Origin of the sequence: Bifidobacterium intestinale (genome assembly GCF_023656765.1) — a bacterium.
Lineage (GTDB): Bacteria > Actinomycetota > Actinomycetes > Actinomycetales > Bifidobacteriaceae > Bifidobacterium > Bifidobacterium hominis.
The window spans coordinates 377,176-397,130 of the sequence record NZ_JAMOKR010000001.1 but is presented as its reverse complement, the minus strand read 5'-3'; the positions used below and the strand labels follow the sequence as shown (position 1 = coordinate 397,130).

Below are 19,955 nucleotides of genomic sequence, written 5' to 3'. Positions count from 1 at the left end.
AGTAATCTAAAGTTTGGAAAGTCGCGCAAGCGGCACATCGATTAACACATGGAGGATGCACACAATGGCGAAAACCGTCCTTGTCATCAATTCCGGTTCTAGCTCTATCAAGTATCAGCTGGTTGATCTTGAAACCGGTGAAGGTATTGCTTCCGGCCTGGTCGAGAAGATCGGCGAGCCGGTTGACGGCCACTACAAGCATGAGTTCAACGGCGAAAAGCATGAGCTTGAAGAGCCGATTCACGACCACGAGCAGGGTCTGAAGCGCGTGCTCGGCTTCTTCAACGAGTTCGGCCCGAAGCTGGACGAAGCCGGCATCGTGGCAGTCGGCCACCGCGTGGTGCAGGGCGGTTCCATCTTCCCGAACCCGGCTCTGGTTACCGACAAGACCATCAACCAGGTCAAGGATCTCGCCGTGCTCGCTCCGCTGCACAACGGCCCGGAAGCCAAGGGCGCCGAAGTCATGCGTGCGCTCCTGTCGGATGTTCCGCAGATCTTCGTGTTCGATTCCTCCTTCTTCTTCCAGCTGCCGAAGGCCGCCAGCACCTACGCGCTGAACAAGGAAATCGCCGACCAGTACCACATCCGCCGTTACGGCGCCCACGGCACCTCCCACGAGTTCATCTCCTCCGTGGTGCCGAGCGTCATCGGCAAGCCGGCCGAAGGTCTCAAGCAGATCGTGCTGCACATCGGTAACGGCGCTTCCGCTTCCGCCGAGGTTTCCGGCAAGCCGGTCGAGACCTCCATGGGTCTGACCCCGCTCGAAGGCCTCATGATGGGTGGTCGTACCGGCGATATCGATCCGGCAGTCGTCTTCCACCTGATTCGCAACGCCCACATGAACGTGGACGAGCTCGACGCTCTGTTCAACAAGCGTTCCGGCATGATGGGCATGACCGGCTTCGGCGATCTCCGTGAGGTTCACCGTCTGGTCGCCGAAGGCAACGAGGACGCCAAGCTGGCTCTCGACGTCTACGTGCACCGTATCGTCGGCTACATCGGCAACTACACCGCTCAGATGGGTGGCGTAGACGTGATTACCTTCACCGCAGGTGTTGGCGAGAACGATGACGTGGTCCGCAAGATGGTTTGCGACAAGCTCGCACCGTTCGGCGTCAAGCTGGATGAAGAGAAGAACGCGACCCGTTCCAAGGAACCGCGCATCATCTCCACTCCGGACTCGAAGATCACCATCTGCGTCATTCCGACCAACGAGGAGCTGGCAATCGCCCGCAAGTCCGCGGCAATCGCAGAAGCAGGCGAAGACACCTACGGCAACGTCTTCTCCAAGTGATGCTGAGGTCTCGCAGTCATGCTGACTGACGGGACAGCGTAAAAGGGACCGCATGTCCATTGGTATCGGCATTGATACCGATGGACATGCGGTCTTTTCCGTCTGAATATTTCTTTCGCCGTTTCCGAGGTTTCGTCGTCCATCAAACGGATTCCACCCATTCCAGACAACAGCGTTCCATGCCTGTTCATAATCCGCATAATGGGGGAGGGGCTGGTAGTACGATACGAGACGTTGTGACTATTACGCGCATACGTCGCATGTTAAGAGAAGCGGTTGGTTGTTGTGGTAAGACGTCGTTTTGTCGGTCTGAACGGTCTCAAAGGCATTGCCTTGATCGCAATAGTGTTGTATCACTGCGACCAGGGCGCATTGCGGGGCGGATTCCTAGGTGTTGACATATTCTTCACCATTTCCGGTTTCCTGATTTTCTCGTCGTTGCTGAACCATATTGATTCCGGTAAGGGAATAGGTTTCAAGGAATACTGCCTCAAGCGTCTGCTCAGAATATATCCGGCGTTGATTCTGATGGTTCCCGTCACCGTATCGTTGGCATGGTTTATCAACCAAGACATGTTGGTGGGCATTAAAAACCAGATAGTGACGGCCATGTTGGGCTGTTACAACTGGTATGCCATCGGCAGTGGCGACAGCTATTTCTCGCAGATGAATCCAGACATGTTCCGTCATCTGTGGTTCATGTCAGTGCTGATGCAGTTCTATCTGCTGGCTCCTCTGCTGATCTACCTGCTGCGGAAAATTCTGGTACGTTGGGTGCCGGTGGCGGTACTTGCTGGACTTGCCGTGTGTAGTGCGCTTTCCATGGGATTGCAGTATCACCCGGGAACCGATCCAACGAGAGTGTATTTCGGTTCGGACACGCATGCCATGGGACTTTGGCTGGGTGCCATGCTGGCATGGCTGTTGATGATCATACGGCGTAGCAACGGTCGTTCGGAAGAAACGGCGATCATGGAACGCGCTCGTCTGGTCTGGAGAAAGATTGGCCCTGCGGCGGCTTTTGTGGCATTGCTGATTCTGTTATGGATGATGCAGCACGTTGAGCAGGGGCCTGTTGCCTTCCGTGGAGGGATTTTCGTGGCTTCGCTGCTTTCAGTGGTTCTGGTCGCCGGTTCCATTCCTTTCGGATCTTGGATGCAGGATCTGCTGGTGTTCAAACCATTTGATGTGGTCGGCCGGCATTCATACGGCATTTATCTGTGGCATTGGCCTTTGTGGTTGTTCACCAAGGCGATGTTTCCACAGTGGGGTGCGCGGCATTTGGGATGGATGCTGCTAATCACATTCGCTCTTACCGCATGTTGTACCGCCATGTCGTGGAAGTTGGTGGAACAGCCTGTTGCCCGAGGCGGATTCATCGCCATGATTCGTCCTCTTCCGGAAAACGGCATGTGGGATGCTGCCAGATGCTGGATAACGATCGTAGTGGTGCTGAGCACATGCATGATGTCTGGGTACGCTGTGACTCATGCCCCGCAGCAGACCAGTGTGGAACGCGTATTGTCTGAAAACGCCCGAATACTGAAAGAACAGCAGAAACAGCAAGTGCGGCAGGAGAGCCATGCCGATATCAGCAGAAACGAGGCGCCCAAGCCCAGAAAGCCAATTCATACCATGCCTGATGGCGGGCAGATGGTCGCGTTCGGTGATTCGGTGATGTTGGCTTCCAGCCAAGGTCTACAGTCGGTGTTTCCCGGAATCACCGTCGATGCGGAGACCTCACGTTCGATGGTCAAGGCTTTGGGCTTGGTGAATCAGGCCAAAACCCAGCGGGGTGGATTGCGCCAGTGGGTGCTGGTCGGTCTTGCCACAAACTCCACGGTGACCGATGAACAGCTGAATGATTTGCTGAACAGTGTGGGACCGAATCATGTGCTGGTGCTGGTTAACGCGCATGCACCGGTATCGTGGGTTCCGGGAACGAACGACGCGTTGCAAAGGTTTGCGGACGCTCATGCCGACAATGTGGTGCTGGTAGATTGGGATACGGTGATTTCCGCACATCCTGACGAACTTGCAGGTGACGGTATTCATCCGGGAATGACGAATACCCTATATGCACAGGCCGTCAAAGACGCTATTGCCAATTGGATCAAGCGGGGGCACTGAAAGAAAAAACAGTCCTTTCCGCAAGACATCGATTATGAAAAATCCCCCTGACTCGTTTGAGCAGGGGGATTTCTCATGTCACTTTAAGACTGAATAGTCTCAGTTTTCCTGATGCTGCGGAGCCGACAGGAAATGCTCTTCACTCGGCAGCAACGCATTCAACAGCACAGCCACAACGAACGACACAGCGATGCAGTTGGATGCGAAGATGGACTGGAACAGCGACGGGAAGTTGACGAAAATGTCACCGACCTGCGTGAAACCGATGCCGATGGTGAGGCTCAACGCTGCAATGGTGATGTTGCGCTGCGTGTAGCCGGCCTCGGAAATCATCTGGAAGCCAGACAGGATGATGTTACCGAACATCATGATGGTGCAACCGCCAAGCACGGCCTGCGGCAGGGAATTGAACACTTCCGCCACGGCAGGAACGAAGCTTGCGATCACCAGAATCAGACCACCGGAAAGAATCACCTTACGGTTGACGACCTTGGTCATGGCGACCAAGCCGATATTCTGTGCGAACGACGTCAACGGAAGGCAGCCGAACAGACCGGAGACGGAGGAGATGAGACCGTCGCCTGCGATGGCGCCCGCAGTCTCCTTATCGGTAGGCTGACGGTCGAGACCAACCTTGGTGAGCGCCGCGGTATCGCCGAGCACCTCTACGGAAGACACGACGTACAGCAAGGCGAAGGAGATAATCGCACCCGGATCGAATTCAAGCTGGAAAGGCATGAAATGCGGCACGGACACGACCTGCAGATTCGAGAATCCAGAGAAATCAACCTTGCCCATGAAAATCGCGACAATATAGCCGACAACCAAGCCGAACAGCACGGAAAGCTGCTTGGCGGTACCCTTCATCAGCAGCTGGAAAGCCAGGCAGGCGACCAGCGAAATCAGACCGAGCGTGAGATTCTGCCAGCTTCCGAAATCCTTAGCACCGGAACCGCCGCCGAAACTGGTGGCACCAACGGAAAGCAGTGAAAAGCCAATCGACGTAACCACGATCGCGGATACGATCGGCGGTACGAAGCGACGCCAATACTTGGCGGTCAAACCAAGCACTACCTCCAACAGACCGCCAAGCACGACCGCGCCGGCAACCGCGCCATAGCCTTGATTCTGGGAGATCGACATGGCGGCGGCCACATATGTGAAGGAAATGCCCGTGACCATTGGCAGTCGGGAGCCGATCAGCCACACGCCGTACAGCTGCAGGCAGGTGCCCAGACCTGCCACCAGCAGACCGGCCTGAATGATCGTGGCAGACTGTTCGGCACTCATGTTGGCGGCGGAAGCCACTAGGAAAATCGGAGCCAGATTGGCCACGAACATCGCCATGACATGCTGCAGACCGAACGGGATGCCCTTCCAGAACGAAACAGGTGCGTCCAAGCTGCTTAGCGCTTCAAAGGAAACGCCCTTCTTTTCGTTTATGTTGTCTTTCTTCTCTTCGCTCACAATGAATCCTCTCTTATTCATACTGTGATGAGCAACAGGTTGTAATGGTTTCTGATGTGCGTCCGTGAGATGCAACAATCAGGAGCGGAACTCGATGGTACCGGTTTCCGGATCCATCGACTCCACGATTGCCAAGGAATCAACGTCGTAGCCCGCTGCACGCAGCTCATCGCCGCCGCCCTGGAAACCCTTTTCCACCGCGATGCCGATGCCTTCGACCGTCGCTCCGGCATCATGGCACAGATCAATCAGGCCCTTCAGAGCCTTGCCGTTGGCCAGGAAGTCATCAAGCAGCAGCACATGGTCGCCTTCGTTGAGATACCTCTTGGACACGATGACGGGGAATTCTTTCTGCTTGGTGAAGGAGTAGACGGTGGTGGTGTACTGGTCGCCATCGAGATTGATGGACTGCGCCTTCTTGGCGAACACCACAGGTGCATTGCCGAAATGACGCGCGGCAACACAGGCGATACCAATGCCGGAAGCTTCAATGGTCAGGATCTTATTGATGGTCTTACCGGCAAAATGCTCCGCCCAAGCGGCACCCATGTGGTCGAACAATTCGACATCGCACTGATGGTTAAGGAAAGCGTCCACTTTCAGCACATTACCCGGCTTGACGGTACCCTGCAGGCGAATGCGCTCTTCGAGCTCCTTCATGAATCCCCTTAGATTGTTGGCCGCATAAGGCGGCGTTGATGTTGACATACGGCGAACCGCATATAAACGTTTAGCATACGCGCGTCAATTGACCATGCGAGTGTTGCGCTGACCTGCATGTGTGATAGACATGAACTTCGCAATAATCGACTTCGAATCTTCATGGAAAGAGGAACCGTTGGAGCAGAATATGGAGCCAGGCCTGTGCGATCCGCAAAATCTGATCAAGGACCTCAATCCGCAACAGATGGAAGCGGTGAAGTACTACGGCCAGGCCCTGCTCATCGGCGCCGGCGCCGGATCCGGCAAGACCCGCGTACTCACCAGACGCATCGCATGGCTGCTGGCACACGGTTTTTGGGCGAGCAGCATTCTCGCCATCACCTTCACCAACAAGGCCGCAGCGGAAATGCGTGAACGCCTTACAGCCCTCGTAGGGCCCGAAGCCGAACATATGTGGATCTCCACCTTCCATTCCGCATGCGTGCGTATCCTCCGACGCGACGGCAAGGAAATCGGTCTTACCTCAGGATTCTCCATTTACGACACGGCTGATTGCGAACGTTTGATTAAGCTCATCAGCGGCGATCTGAACATCGATACGAAGCGGTATACGCCGCGCATGCTGCTCGGCAAAATCTCCGACTGCAAGAACTCATTGACTTCATGGCAGGACCAGTTGAAAAGCGTGAACTGCGACTACAAGCCAGGCCAGCGCGGATATCAGGTCTCAGCCGGCGACGTCGACGAGCTGGTCGCCGTGGTGTATGCGGAATACCAGCATCGTCTGGACATGGCGAATGCCGTGGATTTTGACGATCTGATCATGCGCACTGTCGAATTGTTCCAGCATTGCCCACAAGTAAGCGAATACTACCGGCATAAGTTCCGTTATATTTTCGTGGACGAGTATCAGGACACCAACCATGCGCAATATGTGCTCGTACGCGAGCTTTCCGGCATTGACTCGGGAGAAGAGCCCGATCAACATATGCGCGGCGCGGGCCGTGTCGGACCATCTTGGATTACGGTGGTAGGCGATTCCGACCAGTCGATTTACGCGTTCCGAGGTGCGGACATTCGCAATATTCAGGATTTCGAGCAAGATTTCCCTAACGCGAAAACCATCATGCTCGAACAGAATTATCGTTCGACGCAGACCATTCTCGACGCCGCCAATGCGGTGATTGCAAGAAATGAAAATCGCAAGCCGAAAAAACTGTGGACGGCACTTGGCGAAGGCGACAAGATCGTCGGATACGCGGCCGACAACGCACAACAGGAAGCAGGATGGATCGCCAACGAAATCGCGCAAATCCACGAAGAGGAAGGCGTTGCATACCGCGACATCGCCATCATGTACCGTGCCAACGCGCAATCACGTTCGCTTGAAGAGGCCATGATCAACGCCAATCTTCCATATCAGCTGGTCGGTGGCACCAAATTCTACGAGCGTAGGGAAATCAAGGATGCGCTCGCATATCTGCAGGCCATTGTGAATCCCGCGGACAATGTGAACGTCCGCCGTATTCTCAACGTGCCGAAGCGTGGATTGGGCGTTCGTGCCGAAGGCCTCATTGCCTCGTATGCGGATGCTCACGACACTACGTTCTTTGGTGCGATTGAGCATATGGAGCAGATTGAAGGCATGTCCGCGCGTACGTCGAAGCCGTTGGGTGTGTTCCGCGACATGATGCATGGGCTTGCGGATTTCGCGAAGGAACATGATACGAAACCATCCGAAGTGGTTGCCGAAGTGCTTTCCAAGAGTGGGATTTTGGAGGAGTTGCAGCGTTCCGAGGACCCGCAGGACGCTTCCCGCGTCGACAATCTTTCCCAGCTGCAGTCGGTGGCTGCGGAATTCGAGCAGAACACGCCTGATGCCACGTTGGCGGGATTCTTGGAAACCACGGCTTTGGTGGCCGATTCCGACCAGTTGCCGGGGGAGAACGAGGACTCCGGCAAAGTGACGATGATGACCCTGCACACGGCTAAGGGTCTGGAATATCCGTACGTGTTCCTGACCGGCATGGAGCAGGGAACATTCCCGCACCAGCGGGCCATGGAGGACACCAGCGAGCTTGCAGAGGAGCGTCGCCTTGCCTATGTGGGAATCACCCGCGCGAAGCGTCGCCTGTATGTGACGCGTGCGGCCGTGCGCGCGCAATGGGGGCAAGCCAACGATATGATGCCCAGCCAGTTCCTTGACGAGATTCCCGACGAGCTGATTGATTGGAAAAGACGTGAGGCCGGAGTCGAACGCATGCGTGCCAGCTGGCGGAATGATGACGACGAGTTCGGCGGCTGGGACGATGACGACGATTTCGGATCAGTGACGTTCGGTGGTTCCTCATATGGAAAGACGAGTTACGGTGGTTCCCCATATGGTTCCAGCACGTATGGATCGCGGTCCTCGTATGGGTCGTCTTCGTATGGGTCGGGGCGTGCGCAATACGGTGGCTCGTCCACGCGCGGCGCATCATCCTCACACGGCTCCAGCTCGCGGCGTTCGTATGCAGGATCGGGATCGAGCTCCTCATACGGTTCTTCATACAGCTCCGTCAAGTCCAGCGGAAAATCCGGCAAGGTCACTACTAGGCGTGTCAAGCCGAAAACCAAACCCGTGGACCTGACCAAATCCTCACAGGCAAGCCAAACCGACAATCGGAGCGGCCTGAGCATCTCGGACGTGCATGTCGGAGACAGGATCACGCATGACCATTTCGGCATGGGCACGGTCATCGAAACACAGGACAAAGGCGCGAATTCGGTCATTACCGTTGATTTCGGCAACGGTGAGGTCAAACGTCTGCTGCTGCGTATTGCACCCATTGAAATGCTGTGATGAAGCCGGAAAGCGGACGAAGCCTTTCCTCATAGCACGAAGTTGAAGAAAAAACAAGGCTTTCTTTTTCAAAAGGACCCTGCGATAATCGGCGATGTTGTCTTTTTTGAGAGGAAGATCATGAATAAGAAACTGTATGCCGGTATTTCGCAGATTCTGCTTGGTGCTTTGGTGGCCGTCGCGCCACAGACCTTCGCCCACGTGTGCGCGGTCAAAGAAATGCCGATGGCATGCCATTACACGGCTCAGGCTGCGCTCGGCATCGGCATTGTGATTGCGGTGCTTGGCGTCGCAGGGCTGTTCGTTTCCGATCAGACCCGTGCCGGCCTTGACATTGCCAATGCCGTGCTTGGCGTGCTGACCATCACTGTGCCGACCGTGCTTATCGGCGTGTGCAAGGGTGCCATGATGCACTGCCATATGGTCACCTTGCCGACGCTGATAGTGCTTGGCGTGCTGTTGGCCGTGCTCGCGGCAATCGCTGCGTATCTTGATCTCAAGCCGGCAAAGCGCGTCTGATCCTACGATGCCGAATCACATCACCCTCGCCGGTTTGCCGCTGGTCAACCTCAAGCGCAAACCGTTCCGCACGGCAGCGCTTGCCATCGTCGTCACCATGCTTACCGTGGCCTTTTATGGAGGTTCGCTGCTGTCCATGAACCTCGAAGCTGGTTTGAACAGCATGCAGGAACGTATGGGCGCCGATCTTATGGTCACGCCGCAAAACACCAAAAACGAGGCCGAGGCGTTGCTGACCAATGGATCAGCAAGCACGTTCTACTTCACCAAAGACATCACCGATGAAGTGGCGAAAGCCGACGGCATCGACGAAATCACGGAACAAACCTATATCTCATCGCTGGCCGCCGCATGCTGCGACGAAAAAGTGCAGATCATCGGATTCAATCCCGATACCGACTTCGTAATCACCCCTTGGATCGCATCGCAGTTCGACGGCACGCTCCAGCGCGGTCAGATCGTTGCCGGAGCCAGCATCAGCGTGTCGGGCAATAACACGGTCAAACTGTACGGGCACGAATTCCCAGTGGCGGCGCAACTTGCCAACACGGGTACGTCACTCGACAATTCCGTATTCGTGAACATGCAGACCGTTCCCGACGTGGTCGGCTATTCCGCCAAGGTGGGTCATGCCGCCATTCCGGAAGAATACGCCGACAAAGCCGTTTCCGCAGTGCTCATCAAGGTCAAAGACGGTTATTCCGCTCAGCAGGTCGCTTCGAACATCACCAAAACGACCGGAATCAAAAGCCTCGGATACGTGTATCCGGGCGGTATTACGGCTACCACGAAATCCAATCTGAACGTGATTATTCGCTACGTGACCCTTTTCGTCGCGGTGTTCTGGATTATGGGTCTGATTGTGCTGCTTGCGGTGTTCTCGTCCGCCATGAACGAACGTAAGCGTGAATTCGCCGCGTATCGCATTCTTGGCGCCAATCGTTCCACTTTGGTCGGCATCATTGTGAAGGAATCGGCCATGATTGGAGCTTTGGGCGGAGTCGTTGGCATTGCGGTCGCATCGCTTGCGATTTTCCCGTTCAGCACGCTTATCGGACAGCAGTTGCAGTTGCCGTATCTGCAAACCAACATATGGAATGTGTTGGCATTGATCGCAGTGAGTTTCGTGTTCGCAGTGCTTACCGGACTACTCGCCTCCGCGGCGACGGCGGTGAAACTCTCCGCTCCCGAAACCTATCTGACTTTGAGAGAAGGTGAATGATGACGGAAAACACGGTTCTCGAAGTAAAAGAGCTCACTCGCGAGTTCACACGTCGCGGCAAACCGTTCGCGGCTGTGGATCATGTCGATTTCACCTTAAATCAAGGCGAATTCGTAGCGATCGTCGGACGTTCCGGCAATGGTAAAAGCACGTTGCTGAATCTTATAACCGGCCTGCTCAAACCCACGTCCGGATCCATCGATTTGGACGGTAACGACGTGACGCGGCTGAATGACAGGCAAATGTCGATCGTGCGCAATCGCACCATCGGTTTCGTCACGCAAAGCCAGACGCTGCTGCAGAATCTTACGGCACTTGACAATGTGATTCTTCCTTCCGTACTGCAGAACGGCAAAACAGAGCAGTGCGATACCCGGATGCTTGCAGATCCTCACTATTTACAAGTGACGGAAGAGAACGCTTCTGATTCGTCTTCCGAACAGACGGTCGATGACGGACTCCCGGATGTCATTGCGGCAGTTCCGGCGGCAAAAGCGCAAAACAATCTCGTTCAGGATCATGCCGTGGAACGTGCGCACGCGTTGTTGCGCCGGCTACAGGTCGATGACTTGGCGGAATGCTATCCGAAAGAACTTTCCGGTGGCGAAATGAGACGTGTCAGCATAGCACGAGCTTTGATGAACGGTCCGAAACTATTGATTGCCGATGAGCCCACCGGCGATTTGGACGCCGAAAGCACCGCCATCGTTATGAGGCTACTGCAGGAAGTCGCCAAAGACGGTACGGCCGTACTCATGGTCACCCATGATCCGGATGCGCTCGCATATGTGGATCGAACTTACCGCATGGACAGGGGCGTACTGTCTGAGGCATAGCGTCGAAATGGCGACGTGACATGCCGAAGAGGGCGGAACGGCAAGCTCGTCCCGCCCTCATGTGTATTATTAATGATTGGTGTGCGCCCGCAAGGGACATGCCGTCTGGAGTCTTAGCCCATCAGTGGGTCGGCGGCCGATACGAGCTGTACTACGGCACGTGTTCAAGCCGTTCGTGTTCTGCACGAAGAAGCACTGGAGAGGCTGGCTCAGCGCATATCGGGAAACCGGTTTGCGTTCCGTTCAGACAACGACAGAACAAACAAAGGATTAAACCAATGACGAACGTTCAGCGTTCTCGCCGCCAGGTGCGTCTTTCCCGCGCCCTCGGCATCGCACTGACCCCTAAGGCTCAGCGCATTTTCGAAAAGCGTCCGTATGCTCCGGGTGAGCACGGTCGCACCCGCCGTCGCACTGAGTCCGATTACGCAGTGCGTCTGCGCGAAAAGCAGCGTCTTCGCGCTCAGTATGGCATCTCCGAGAAGCAGCTTCGCGCCGCTTACGAGAAGGGCACCCACACCGCCGGCCAGACCGGTAACGCCATGCTGACCGACCTCGAGACCCGTCTTGACGCTCTGGTTCTGCGTGCAGGCTTCGCCCGCACCACCGCCCAGGCTCGTCAGTTCGTGGTCCACCGCCACATCCTCGTTGACGGCAACATCGTCGACCGCCCGTCCTACCGCGTCAAGCCTGGCCAGACCATTCAGGTCAAGGCCAAGAGCCAGACCATGGTTCCGTTCCAGACCGCTGCCGAAGGCGTGCACCGCGATGTGCTGCCGGCGGTTCCGGGCTACCTGGACGTCAACCTGCCTTCTCTGAAGGCCACCCTGACTCGCAAGCCTGAAGCCGAGGAGATCCCGGTGCAGGTCAACATCCAGTACGTGGTCGAATTCTACGCCCGCTGATCTGGATCTACATACTGTAAGAACATACAGTATAAGGACATACAGCAAGAGCCTCGCAATCCTGACGATTGCGAGGCTCTTCGCTATCTAGTGAACGTAACTGTCAACACCTAGTCGCCGATGATGCCGCCTACAATGCCACTGACAATCGTCATGACAAGAGAGCCGAGTACAGACCATACGAATCCGTCAATAGTGACGCCCACAGAGAAGAACGACAGCGCCAACCATGATGCGAGCTGCATGAACAGCCAGTTGATCACCAATGCGACCAATCCGAACGAAACGATCGACAACGGCAATGCGATGATATGGATGATCGGCTTGATGGAAGCGTTGATCAGCGCCATGAACAAAGCGAACGCAGCAATGCCAAGCACAGGAGGCTCTCCGATGGCATGCATGCCGGGGAGAACCGCGACCATAATGCCTGCCGCGACGGTAAGAATTAGCCAACGAGAAATAAAACGACCCATAACAACATCGTATAGCACGAATTTGCTCAAACCGTGAGGGTAACATGGAGCCTATGTTGCTTCATCTTCATCTCGTCCGACATGGGCAGACGTTTTTCAACCGATATAACAGGCTGCAGGGTTGGTCGAATTCTCCATTGACGAAATCCGGCATCGCCGACGCAGACAAAGCCGCAAACAAATTGAAGGATTTCGATTTTGCCGCGGCATATTGCTCCGACACCACGCGTGCGCAGATGACTGCCCAGCGTATTCTCGATGTGAACGAAGCGTCCGGCCACGTTCGCCCTCAATTGATGAGCGACATGCATTTCCGTGAACAGTTCTACGGCTATTTCGAAGGGCAGGATATGGGCGTGGCGTGGACCGCCGCTGGAGGCCCTCACGGTGCGAAGAACTACAATGACATCGTTGAAAAGTACGGCCTTGGTGCGACGCGTGACTTCCTCAAAGAGGCTGATCCGTTCCACGACGCCGAATCCGATGCCGAGTATTGGGCGAGGGTCGAAGATGGTTTTGCTTTGATCGCCTCCAATCCCATGCTGAAGGACGGCGATGATGTGCTGCAGATCTCCCACGGCAATACGCTGCTGAGCCTTATGCACCGTTTTGCTCCGGAAGGATACGATTTGAGTGAACGTCCGGCCAATGGATCGGTGACCGTTCTTGACTTCGACACGACGAAACCCATCGAAGAAGCGGTAAGCGTCGTTTCATACAACCAGTGAACATAACTTGCCTTAGGTCGGGGCTTTTTACTACTGTTATGCGGGTATTGTGTTCGCGGGCAACCGTGGGACTGAAAAGAGGTTCAAGATGGGTGTTGGAGAAATAGCCGGTCTGATTGCGGCAATCGCTTTTGCGATTCTTGCCGGTTTCATGATCTACCCGTTGATTCGTCTCGGTAAGCTGTTCGACCAGATCGCCAAGACCGTCAAAGATACGGGGGATCATGCGATTCCTGCGCTTGACGAAAGTGTGACCACCGTCCAACAAGTCAACAAATCGTTGGAAGACGTCAACAAAATCTCCGCCGCGGCTTCCACGACGGCCAATAATGTCGGTGCGCTGACCGATCTGTATGGATCGTTCCTCGGCAAGCCGGTCATCAAGGTCGCTTCTGCGGTATATGCCCTGAAAACCACTGCGCAGTCCTTCGTGAACAAGAAGAACATCAACAGTGCAGCAAGCAACAAGGGGGAGTGATGTTCAAGCGTCTCTTCTGGATTTCCATCGGTGTGGGCATTGGTGCTGTGGCCGTGACCAAGGCACAGGCATACGTCAAGGCCAACACTCCTGACGCGGCCCGGCAGTTCCTGTTTGGGCCAGACCAAGATCATGTGGCCGTACGTACCCTTGAAGCCTTGTTCAATGAGTTCGACGAAGCACGACGAGCCCGCGAAGCTGAACTTAACACCAAATATGCGAGCAAGATCAGCTGATTCTTCAGCGTGATACAAGTTCAGACAACAATCACGAATTCTTTGGAAGGCATTAGGCCTTCCAGCAAAAAAGGAGCTCAATCTCAAATGCGCACTTCTGAAATCGCGAAGCGCTATCTTGATTATTTCGAAAAGCACGGTCATCTTATCGTGCCTTCGGCGTCGCTGATCTCTCCGAACCCGACCACCCTGTTCACCATTGCAGGCATGGTCCCGTTCATTCCTTACCTCATGGGCGAGCAGACTCCGCCGAAGAGCCGCATGGCTTCCAATCAGAAGTGCGTGCGTACTTTGGATATCGACGAGGTCGGCAAAACCACCCGCCACGGTACCTTCTTCCAGATGCTGGGCAATTTCTCCTTTGGCGATTACTTCAAGGAAGAAGCCATCCACTATGCGTATGAGTTGCTGACCACCCCGCAAGACAAGGGCGGCTACGGTTTCGATCCGGAGAAACTGTGGATGACCACCTTCACCGACGATGAGGAAGCCCGCTCGATGTGGAAGAACGAGGGTGTTGACCCCGAACACATCCAGATCATGGGCATGGAAGACAACTTCTGGACGACCGGTGGCCCTGGCCCCGGCGGCCCGTGCTCCGAAATCTACGTGGACCGTGGGCCGGAATACGGTGTGGAAGGCGGCCCGATCGCCGACGAGAACCGCTACATTGAAATTTGGGATCTCGTGTTCGAAAACTACGAGGTCGATAATGTCAAATCCAAAACCGACCTGCATATCGTGGGCGAACTTGAGAACAAGAATATCGATACCGGCGCTGGTCTGGAACGTCTTGCCTATCTGATGCAGGGCAAGCAGAACATTTATGAGACCGACGAGGTCTTCCCGGTCATTGAAGCAGCCCAGAAGCTGTCTGGCCGTACGTATGGCGATGACGAAGCCATGGACGTGCGCTTCCGCATCGTGGCCGACCACGTGCGCTCCGCCTTGATGATCATGTCTGACGGCGTGCGCCCATCCAACAACGGTCGTGGCTATGTGCTGCGCCGACTGCTGCGCCGTACCGTCAAGGCCATGCGCGAACTCGGTGTGACCGGTCCGGTCATGCCGACCCTGTTGCCGACTTCCAAGGCGGCTATGGAGCCGAGCTATCCGGAACTTAATAACACTTTCCACGATGTGTCCGAGGCGGCTTACGGCGAGGAGGATGCTTTCCGCCGCACGTTGGAATCCGGTACCGAAATCTTTGATCTCGCTGTGGCAAAGGCCAAGGAATCCGGATCCGACGCCGTTTCCGGCGAAGATGCGTTCAAGCTGCACGACACCTATGGCTTCCCGATCGAGATCACCCTCGAAATGGCCGCAGATCAGGGCGTCAAGGTCGATGAGGCCAAGTTCCGCGAGCTTATGGCCGAGCAGAAGAGCCGCGCACGTGCCGATGCTCTTAAGAAGCGCCACAACGTGGATCTTTCCGTCTACGACGATTTCAAGAAGACGCTGGTTCAGCCCATCGACTTCCTCGGTTACACCGACATGTCCGCGCGCGCCAAGGTGCTGGGCATCATGCAGGAAGGCAAGGGCTCCGTTCCCGCAGTCACCGGTCCGGCCAATGTCGAAGTCATTCTCGACCGTACCCCGTTCTACGCGCAGGCCGGTGGCCAGCTCGCCGATCAGGGTGAGATTCTCTCCGATGATGGCGCTGTGCTCGAGGTCGACGACGTGCAGAAGCCGATCAAGGATCTCATCGTGCACCAGTGCCGTCTGACCGAAGGCACGCTGGTTGTCGGTGCCGAGGTCAACGCCAACATCGATCTTGATCGCCGTGGTGCCATCGCCCGCTCGCATACCGCCACCCACATGGTGCACAAGGCGCTGCGTGAAGAGCTTGGCCCTCAGGCCACCCAGCGCGGTTCCGAAGATGCGCCGAACCGTCTGCGCTTCGACTTCCAGTGGTCCAGCGCTCCGAGCAAGGATGCGATGAACTCCGTGGAAGCTCGTGTCAACGAGAAGCTGCGCGAAAACCTCGCCGTCACCACTCAGGAAATGAAGTTCGATGATGCCATCGCCCTGGGTGCCATGCACCTGTTCGGAGAGAAGTATGGCGACGTCGTGCGTGTGGTTTCCATTGGCGAAGATGGCTGGAGCCGTGAGCTCTGCGGCGGTACCCACGTTGATCATGTAGGTAAGATCGGCGCGGTCAACATCATGTCCGAAGCTTCCATCGGTTCCGGAGTGCGCCGTGTCGATGCGGTCGTAGGCGAAAGCGCTTACGAGTTCAACGCTCGCGAGCATGCGTTGGTGTCACAGCTTTCCGACATGGTTAACGCCCGTCCGGATGAGCTGGCAGACCGCGTGAACGCGTTGCTTGCCAAGCTTAAGGAATCCGATCGTCGTCTTGCAGCTATGTATGAATCCCAGCTTTCGGCTTCCGTTCCGGCTCTGGTTGCTGAGGCCAAGGCTTCTCAGACTCCGGTCAAGGTGGCCGCGAAGAACGTCGAGCATTTCGGTTCCTTCGATGCGCTGCGCAAGACCGTGCTTGACGTCCGTGGCCAGCTCGGTGAGGAAACCCCGGTCGTGGTGGCCCTCGCCGGCGTGAATGAGGAAGGCAAGCCTATGGTTGCCGTGGCCACCAATGAGGCCGCACGCAAGCAGGGTATCAAGGCGGGAGATCTCGTTCGAGGCGCATCCAAGATTCTCGGCGGCGGTGGCGGCGGCAAGCCGGACTTCGCTCAGGGTGGCGGCGCGGACGCCACCAAGATTGACGAGGCTCTCGAAGCTTTGGCCCACCAGGCCATGAAGGGCTGAGCCACCAAGCATGGTTTGGCTTGGCATTGATTTGGGTGATGCTAGGGTCGGACTCGCATTGTCTGACCCCGGCATCACCCTCGCACACCCTGCAGGCAACATTCAAGTCTACGGGGATTCATTTCGCGCATTGGATGAGGTCGTTGACGTCATCGAAGACGAATCAGTCGACCATGTGGTAGTCGGGTTGCCGTTGCTGCTAAGCGGAGAAGAAGGCAGAAGCGCGAAGAAGGCACGTCGGTGGACTGTTAACCTTGAGAGAAGACTGCGCGCCGCGGTGGAGGATGATGAATACTCGTTGACGCAAGTTCCAACTATCGAATTGGTTGACGAGCGACTGACCACGGTGACTGCGCATCATCAGCTGTTCGATGCGCAAATCGGTGGACGTGGGCATCGTCCGATGGTCGATCAACAGTCAGCGGTGGTGATACTGCAGACAGCAATCGATAGAAGAGAGAGGCAAGAGGAGAGAGACCTGTGACCGATAATCTCGATGATTTTTTCTCCGATAACGCGCAATGGGTGGATTCGTCGGATAGCACATCCTTCAACTCGGCAATGCCTCCGCAGCCGCCGAAATCGCGTAGGGACATGCGTCGTCGCAGAAAACAAAAGCGTCGTCGTCTGTACCTCACGATTATTGCCTCACTTGTGGTAGTTGTTCTGATCGGTGTCGGCGTATTCTTCGGAGTACGTGCGTTGAAACATTGGAAGGCCGCGAACGAAGCGAATTCGCAGAGCCAAATCGAGGATTACACGGGATCAGGCGATAAGGAAGTGACCTTTACCGTAGAATCCGGCCAAGGCCCCGCTGAAATCGCTGAGAACCTTGTCAAAGCGAAGATCGTCAAGTCCGCTGCCGCGTTTACTTCTGCGGTAAGCGGGGCCTCGGCCACGTTGTATCCGGGATCGTACGCTTTGAAGACACATATGAAGGCATCCGACGTGGTCAAGATTTTGTCTGACCAAAGCAAGGCCGGAGGCTTCGCCGAAGTCAAGGCCGGTGAGCGCGTGTCTGATGTCATCGCGAATGCGGCACAGGCATCGGGCATAGATGTTTCGGAATTCCAAGCCATCATAGATGGTGGGGGATCGGGAATCCTTCCTGAAGAAGCCGGTGGCAAATTCGAAGGCTGGCTTGAGCCTGGCGCCTACAATGCGCAGAACAAGTCCGCTAAGGATATTATCAAGAGCATGGTCGATGCGCGCATCGCCAAGTTGGATGATTTGGGTGTGCCAACCGGCAGCGAACGTGAAAGCATTTTGATCATCGCGTCCATTGCTGAATCTGAAGTGGGCAGTGACAGATACTACGGGCAGGTCGCAAGGGTTATTCTCAACCGTATCGACAGTGACATGGCACTCGGTATGGACACGACTGTCGCCTATGGTCTAGGCATTTCCGCGAGCCGTCTTACCGATGACCAGCTGAACGATGACAGCAATCCGTACAATACCCGCATTCACAAGGGGCTGACGCCTACGCCAATCAGCAATCCGGGAGACGACGCCATCAAGGCATCCATCAATCCTCCGGAAGGCAAGTGGATGTATTTCGTCACCACCAATCTGCAAACCGGCGAAACAAAATTCGTCGAAACGGAAGACGAGTTCTGGAAGATTCGCGACGAGTATAAGAACAACAACGAAAACGCGAACTGATCAGAACATAACGCCAACTGCAATGCCTATCGCCCCGGTCGCCACAATCGCCGGGGCGAATGGCGTTCTACCGGCGTAAGAAGTATGCTTTTGCGGATCAAAACGTGTCCATAGGGCAATCCAGCACAAGCCGACCACGCCGACGGCAAGCCACCAAGACACTACGGCGAACAGACCGAACATGCCGACGGCCAAACCCATAAGCAACGTGGTCGTGACGTCGCCAAATCCCAACGAGCCGGGTTTCACTAAAGCAAGAGCGCATTGCAGCGCCGCCGACAGCGCGGCGAAGAGCAGTGCCTGCAGCGCCAAGAATAGTGCGTTGGCATAGAGCGCGTATATGAGGTTTACGATAATCTGCACTACGCATCCTGCGGCGACCCATGTGCGCGGGATGCGACGTGAACGGATGTCTTCAACGCTGACGGCTAGTCCACAGAGCAGACTCGGCAGGCAAATCATGTACCACATACCGTTAAGATAGTCCACTAGTTGCATTCGGAAGAAAAGGAGTTGGCATGTTGCGCTGGCAGACAGCAGGTGAATCGCACGGCGAGGCGCTTGTCGCCATGATCGAGGGGCTGCCTGCGGGCGTCCACGTCACTACGGAGGATATTGTCGGCGCGTTGGCGCGTCGTCGTCTTGGATATGGCCGTGGCGCACGTATGAAGTTCGAGCAGGACAAGGTTCGTATGCTTACCGGCGTGCGTTTCGGTGAGACCATCGGCTCTCCGGTGGCCATTGAGATCGCCAACACCGAGTGGCCGAAGTGGACCGAAGTGATGAGCGCCGATCCGCTTGATCATGAGATTGCTCGTGAGGGGCGCAATGCCCCGCTGTCCCGCCCGCGCCCGGGGCATGCTGACCTGACTGGCATGCGCAAATACGGTTTTGATGACGCTCGTCCGGTGCTGGAACGTTCTTCCGCACGCGAGACGGCTTCTCGTGTGGCGCTGGGCGAGGTTGCCAAGCAGTTCCTGGAGCAGACATTCGGCATCCGCACCGTTTCACATGTGCTCTCCATCGGCGGCGCGGGCATTACCGATCCGCAGCAGGTCACGCTTCCTAAGCCGGAGGACCTTGAAGCATTGGATGCCTCTCCGGTACGTACGCTTGACAAGGAAGTGGAAAAGCAGATGATCGCCCGCATCGATGAGGCGAAAGAGAACGCCGACACGTTGGGCGGTGTGATTGAGGTCGTGGTGTACGGCGTTCCTGCGGGCGTCGGTACCTATGTCGAGTCGGATCGCCGTCTTGATGCGGCTTTGGCAAGCGCCGTGATGGGCATTCAGGCCATCAAGGGTGTGGAAATCGGTGACGGTTTCCTTGAAGCCATGCGTCCTGGTTCTCAGGCCCATGATGAGATGGTGGTGGGCGAGGACGGTCGTATCTCCCGTCTGAGTAACCGTGCCGGTGGTATCGAGGGTGGCATGTCGAATGGCCAGCCGATCGTGGTGCGTGCGGCCATGAAGCCAATTCCGTCCATTCCGAAGGCGTTGCGAACCGTTGATGTGACTACAGGCGAACCGGCGCAGGCCATCAACCAGCGTTCCGACAACACCGCGGTTCCGGCGGCCGCGGTTGTGGCCGAGGCAATGGTGCGTCTGACCATCGCGCAGTATGTGCTTGAGAAGTTCGGCGGCGACTGCGTTGCCGAGACCAAGCGCAATGCCGAACAGTACATTGCCTCCTGGCCTGAGCATATGAGGTGATTCGTTTCATGGCTGG

The 19,955-nt window shown here is 56.0% G+C and carries 18 protein-coding genes; 14 read left to right on the top strand and 4 right to left on the bottom strand.

The genetic code is table 11. The annotated features are described in order from the left end of the window. The first annotated feature begins 64 nt into the window (after positions 1-64). Both NBH13_RS01680 and NBH13_RS01675 read left to right on the top strand, forming a co-directional pair. Positions 65-1,294, top strand: a complete 1,230-nt coding sequence (locus NBH13_RS01680) for an acetate/propionate family kinase (RefSeq protein WP_099570666.1) — start codon at positions 65-67, stop codon at positions 1,292-1,294. Between the two features lie 276 nt (positions 1,295-1,570). Next, positions 1,571-3,424, top strand: coding sequence for an acyltransferase family protein (locus tag NBH13_RS01675; RefSeq protein WP_284702940.1), 1,854 nt, complete (start codon positions 1,571-1,573; stop codon positions 3,422-3,424). A gap of 99 nt (positions 3,425-3,523) precedes the next feature. Here the strand turns inward: NBH13_RS01675 and NBH13_RS01670 are convergent, their stop codons facing one another. After that, on the bottom strand, positions 3,524-4,867 hold the full coding sequence (locus NBH13_RS01670; protein ID WP_410050765.1) for a nucleobase:cation symporter-2 family protein: 1,344 nt from the start codon (positions 4,865-4,867) through the stop codon (positions 3,524-3,526). 102 nt (positions 4,868-4,969) lie between these two features. Then, entirely contained in the window at positions 4,970-5,551 is a 582-nt protein-coding gene (locus NBH13_RS01665) for a xanthine phosphoribosyltransferase (protein WP_099570664.1), read from the bottom strand. Between the two features lie 130 nt (positions 5,552-5,681). On the opposite strand from NBH13_RS01665, the gene NBH13_RS01660 reads away from it, so the two are divergent. From NBH13_RS01660 to rpsD, 5 genes are all read left to right on the top strand, one after another. After that, the gene (locus tag NBH13_RS01660; RefSeq protein ID WP_502801755.1) at positions 5,682-8,396 is read left to right on the top strand and encodes an ATP-dependent helicase; all 2,715 of its coding nucleotides are present in this window, start codon (positions 5,682-5,684) and stop codon (positions 8,394-8,396) included. A gap of 120 nt (positions 8,397-8,516) precedes the next feature. Further along, entirely contained in the window at positions 8,517-8,915 is a 399-nt protein-coding gene (locus NBH13_RS01655; protein ID WP_250778609.1) for a DUF4418 family protein, read from the top strand. A gap of 7 nt (positions 8,916-8,922) precedes the next feature. After that, positions 8,923-10,137, top strand: coding sequence for an ABC transporter permease (locus NBH13_RS01650; protein WP_250778607.1), 1,215 nt, complete (start codon positions 8,923-8,925; stop codon positions 10,135-10,137). Then, positions 10,134-10,973 (top strand): ABC transporter ATP-binding protein, encoded by an 840-nt coding sequence (locus NBH13_RS01645; RefSeq protein WP_502801754.1) that lies wholly within the window; start codon positions 10,134-10,136, stop codon positions 10,971-10,973. The genes NBH13_RS01650 and NBH13_RS01645 overlap by 4 nt, the downstream gene beginning before the upstream one ends. A 278-nt stretch (positions 10,974-11,251) precedes the next feature. After that, positions 11,252-11,878: a 30S ribosomal protein S4 gene (gene rpsD, locus NBH13_RS01640; protein ID WP_099570659.1), complete on the top strand. Its 627-nt coding sequence runs from the start codon at positions 11,252-11,254 to the stop codon at positions 11,876-11,878. Between the two features lie 110 nt (positions 11,879-11,988). Here the strand turns inward: rpsD and NBH13_RS01635 are convergent, their stop codons facing one another. Continuing rightward, positions 11,989-12,354, bottom strand: a complete 366-nt coding sequence (locus NBH13_RS01635) for a phage holin family protein (protein WP_144171283.1) — start codon at positions 12,352-12,354, stop codon at positions 11,989-11,991. Positions 12,355-12,407: 53 nt separating this feature from the next. Here NBH13_RS01635 and NBH13_RS01630 point away from each other — a divergent pair, with 53 nt between their 5' ends. The 6 genes from NBH13_RS01630 to mltG all read left to right on the top strand — a co-directional run bounded on the left by NBH13_RS01630 (position 12,408) and on the right by mltG (position 18,227). Then, positions 12,408-13,082 (top strand): histidine phosphatase family protein, encoded by a 675-nt coding sequence (locus tag NBH13_RS01630; protein ID WP_099570658.1) that lies wholly within the window; start codon positions 12,408-12,410, stop codon positions 13,080-13,082. An 88-nt stretch (positions 13,083-13,170) separates the two neighbouring features. After that, the gene (locus tag NBH13_RS01625) at positions 13,171-13,560 is read left to right on the top strand and encodes a DUF948 domain-containing protein (protein ID WP_144166109.1); all 390 of its coding nucleotides are present in this window, start codon (positions 13,171-13,173) and stop codon (positions 13,558-13,560) included. Beyond that, entirely contained in the window at positions 13,560-13,796 is a 237-nt protein-coding gene (locus NBH13_RS01620) for a hypothetical protein (protein WP_099570656.1), read from the top strand. Before NBH13_RS01625 ends, NBH13_RS01620 begins: the two co-directional genes overlap by 1 nt. An 87-nt stretch (positions 13,797-13,883) precedes the next feature. Beyond that, positions 13,884-16,562 carry an alanine--tRNA ligase gene (alaS, locus tag NBH13_RS01615; protein ID WP_144171281.1) on the top strand — a complete coding sequence of 893 codons (2,679 nt, stop codon included), beginning with the start codon at positions 13,884-13,886 and terminating at the stop codon, positions 16,560-16,562. A gap of 10 nt (positions 16,563-16,572) precedes the next feature. Further along, complete coding sequence (gene ruvX, locus NBH13_RS01610) at positions 16,573-17,046, top strand: Holliday junction resolvase RuvX (protein ID WP_099570654.1); 474 nt, start codon at positions 16,573-16,575, stop codon at positions 17,044-17,046. Further along, complete coding sequence (gene mltG / locus NBH13_RS01605) at positions 17,043-18,227, top strand: endolytic transglycosylase MltG (RefSeq protein WP_099570653.1); 1,185 nt, start codon at positions 17,043-17,045, stop codon at positions 18,225-18,227. The genes ruvX and mltG overlap by 4 nt, the downstream gene beginning before the upstream one ends. Here mltG and NBH13_RS01600 read toward each other — a convergent pair whose 3' ends face one another. Continuing rightward, positions 18,228-18,698, bottom strand: a complete 471-nt coding sequence (locus NBH13_RS01600) for a prepilin peptidase (RefSeq protein WP_180753453.1) — start codon at positions 18,696-18,698, stop codon at positions 18,228-18,230. Positions 18,699-18,745: 47 nt separating this feature from the next. Between NBH13_RS01600 and aroC the strand changes: the two genes are divergently transcribed. Next, complete coding sequence (gene aroC / locus NBH13_RS01595; RefSeq protein ID WP_250778605.1) at positions 18,746-19,939, top strand: chorismate synthase; 1,194 nt, start codon at positions 18,746-18,748, stop codon at positions 19,937-19,939. Positions 19,940-19,955 lie beyond the last annotated feature (16 nt).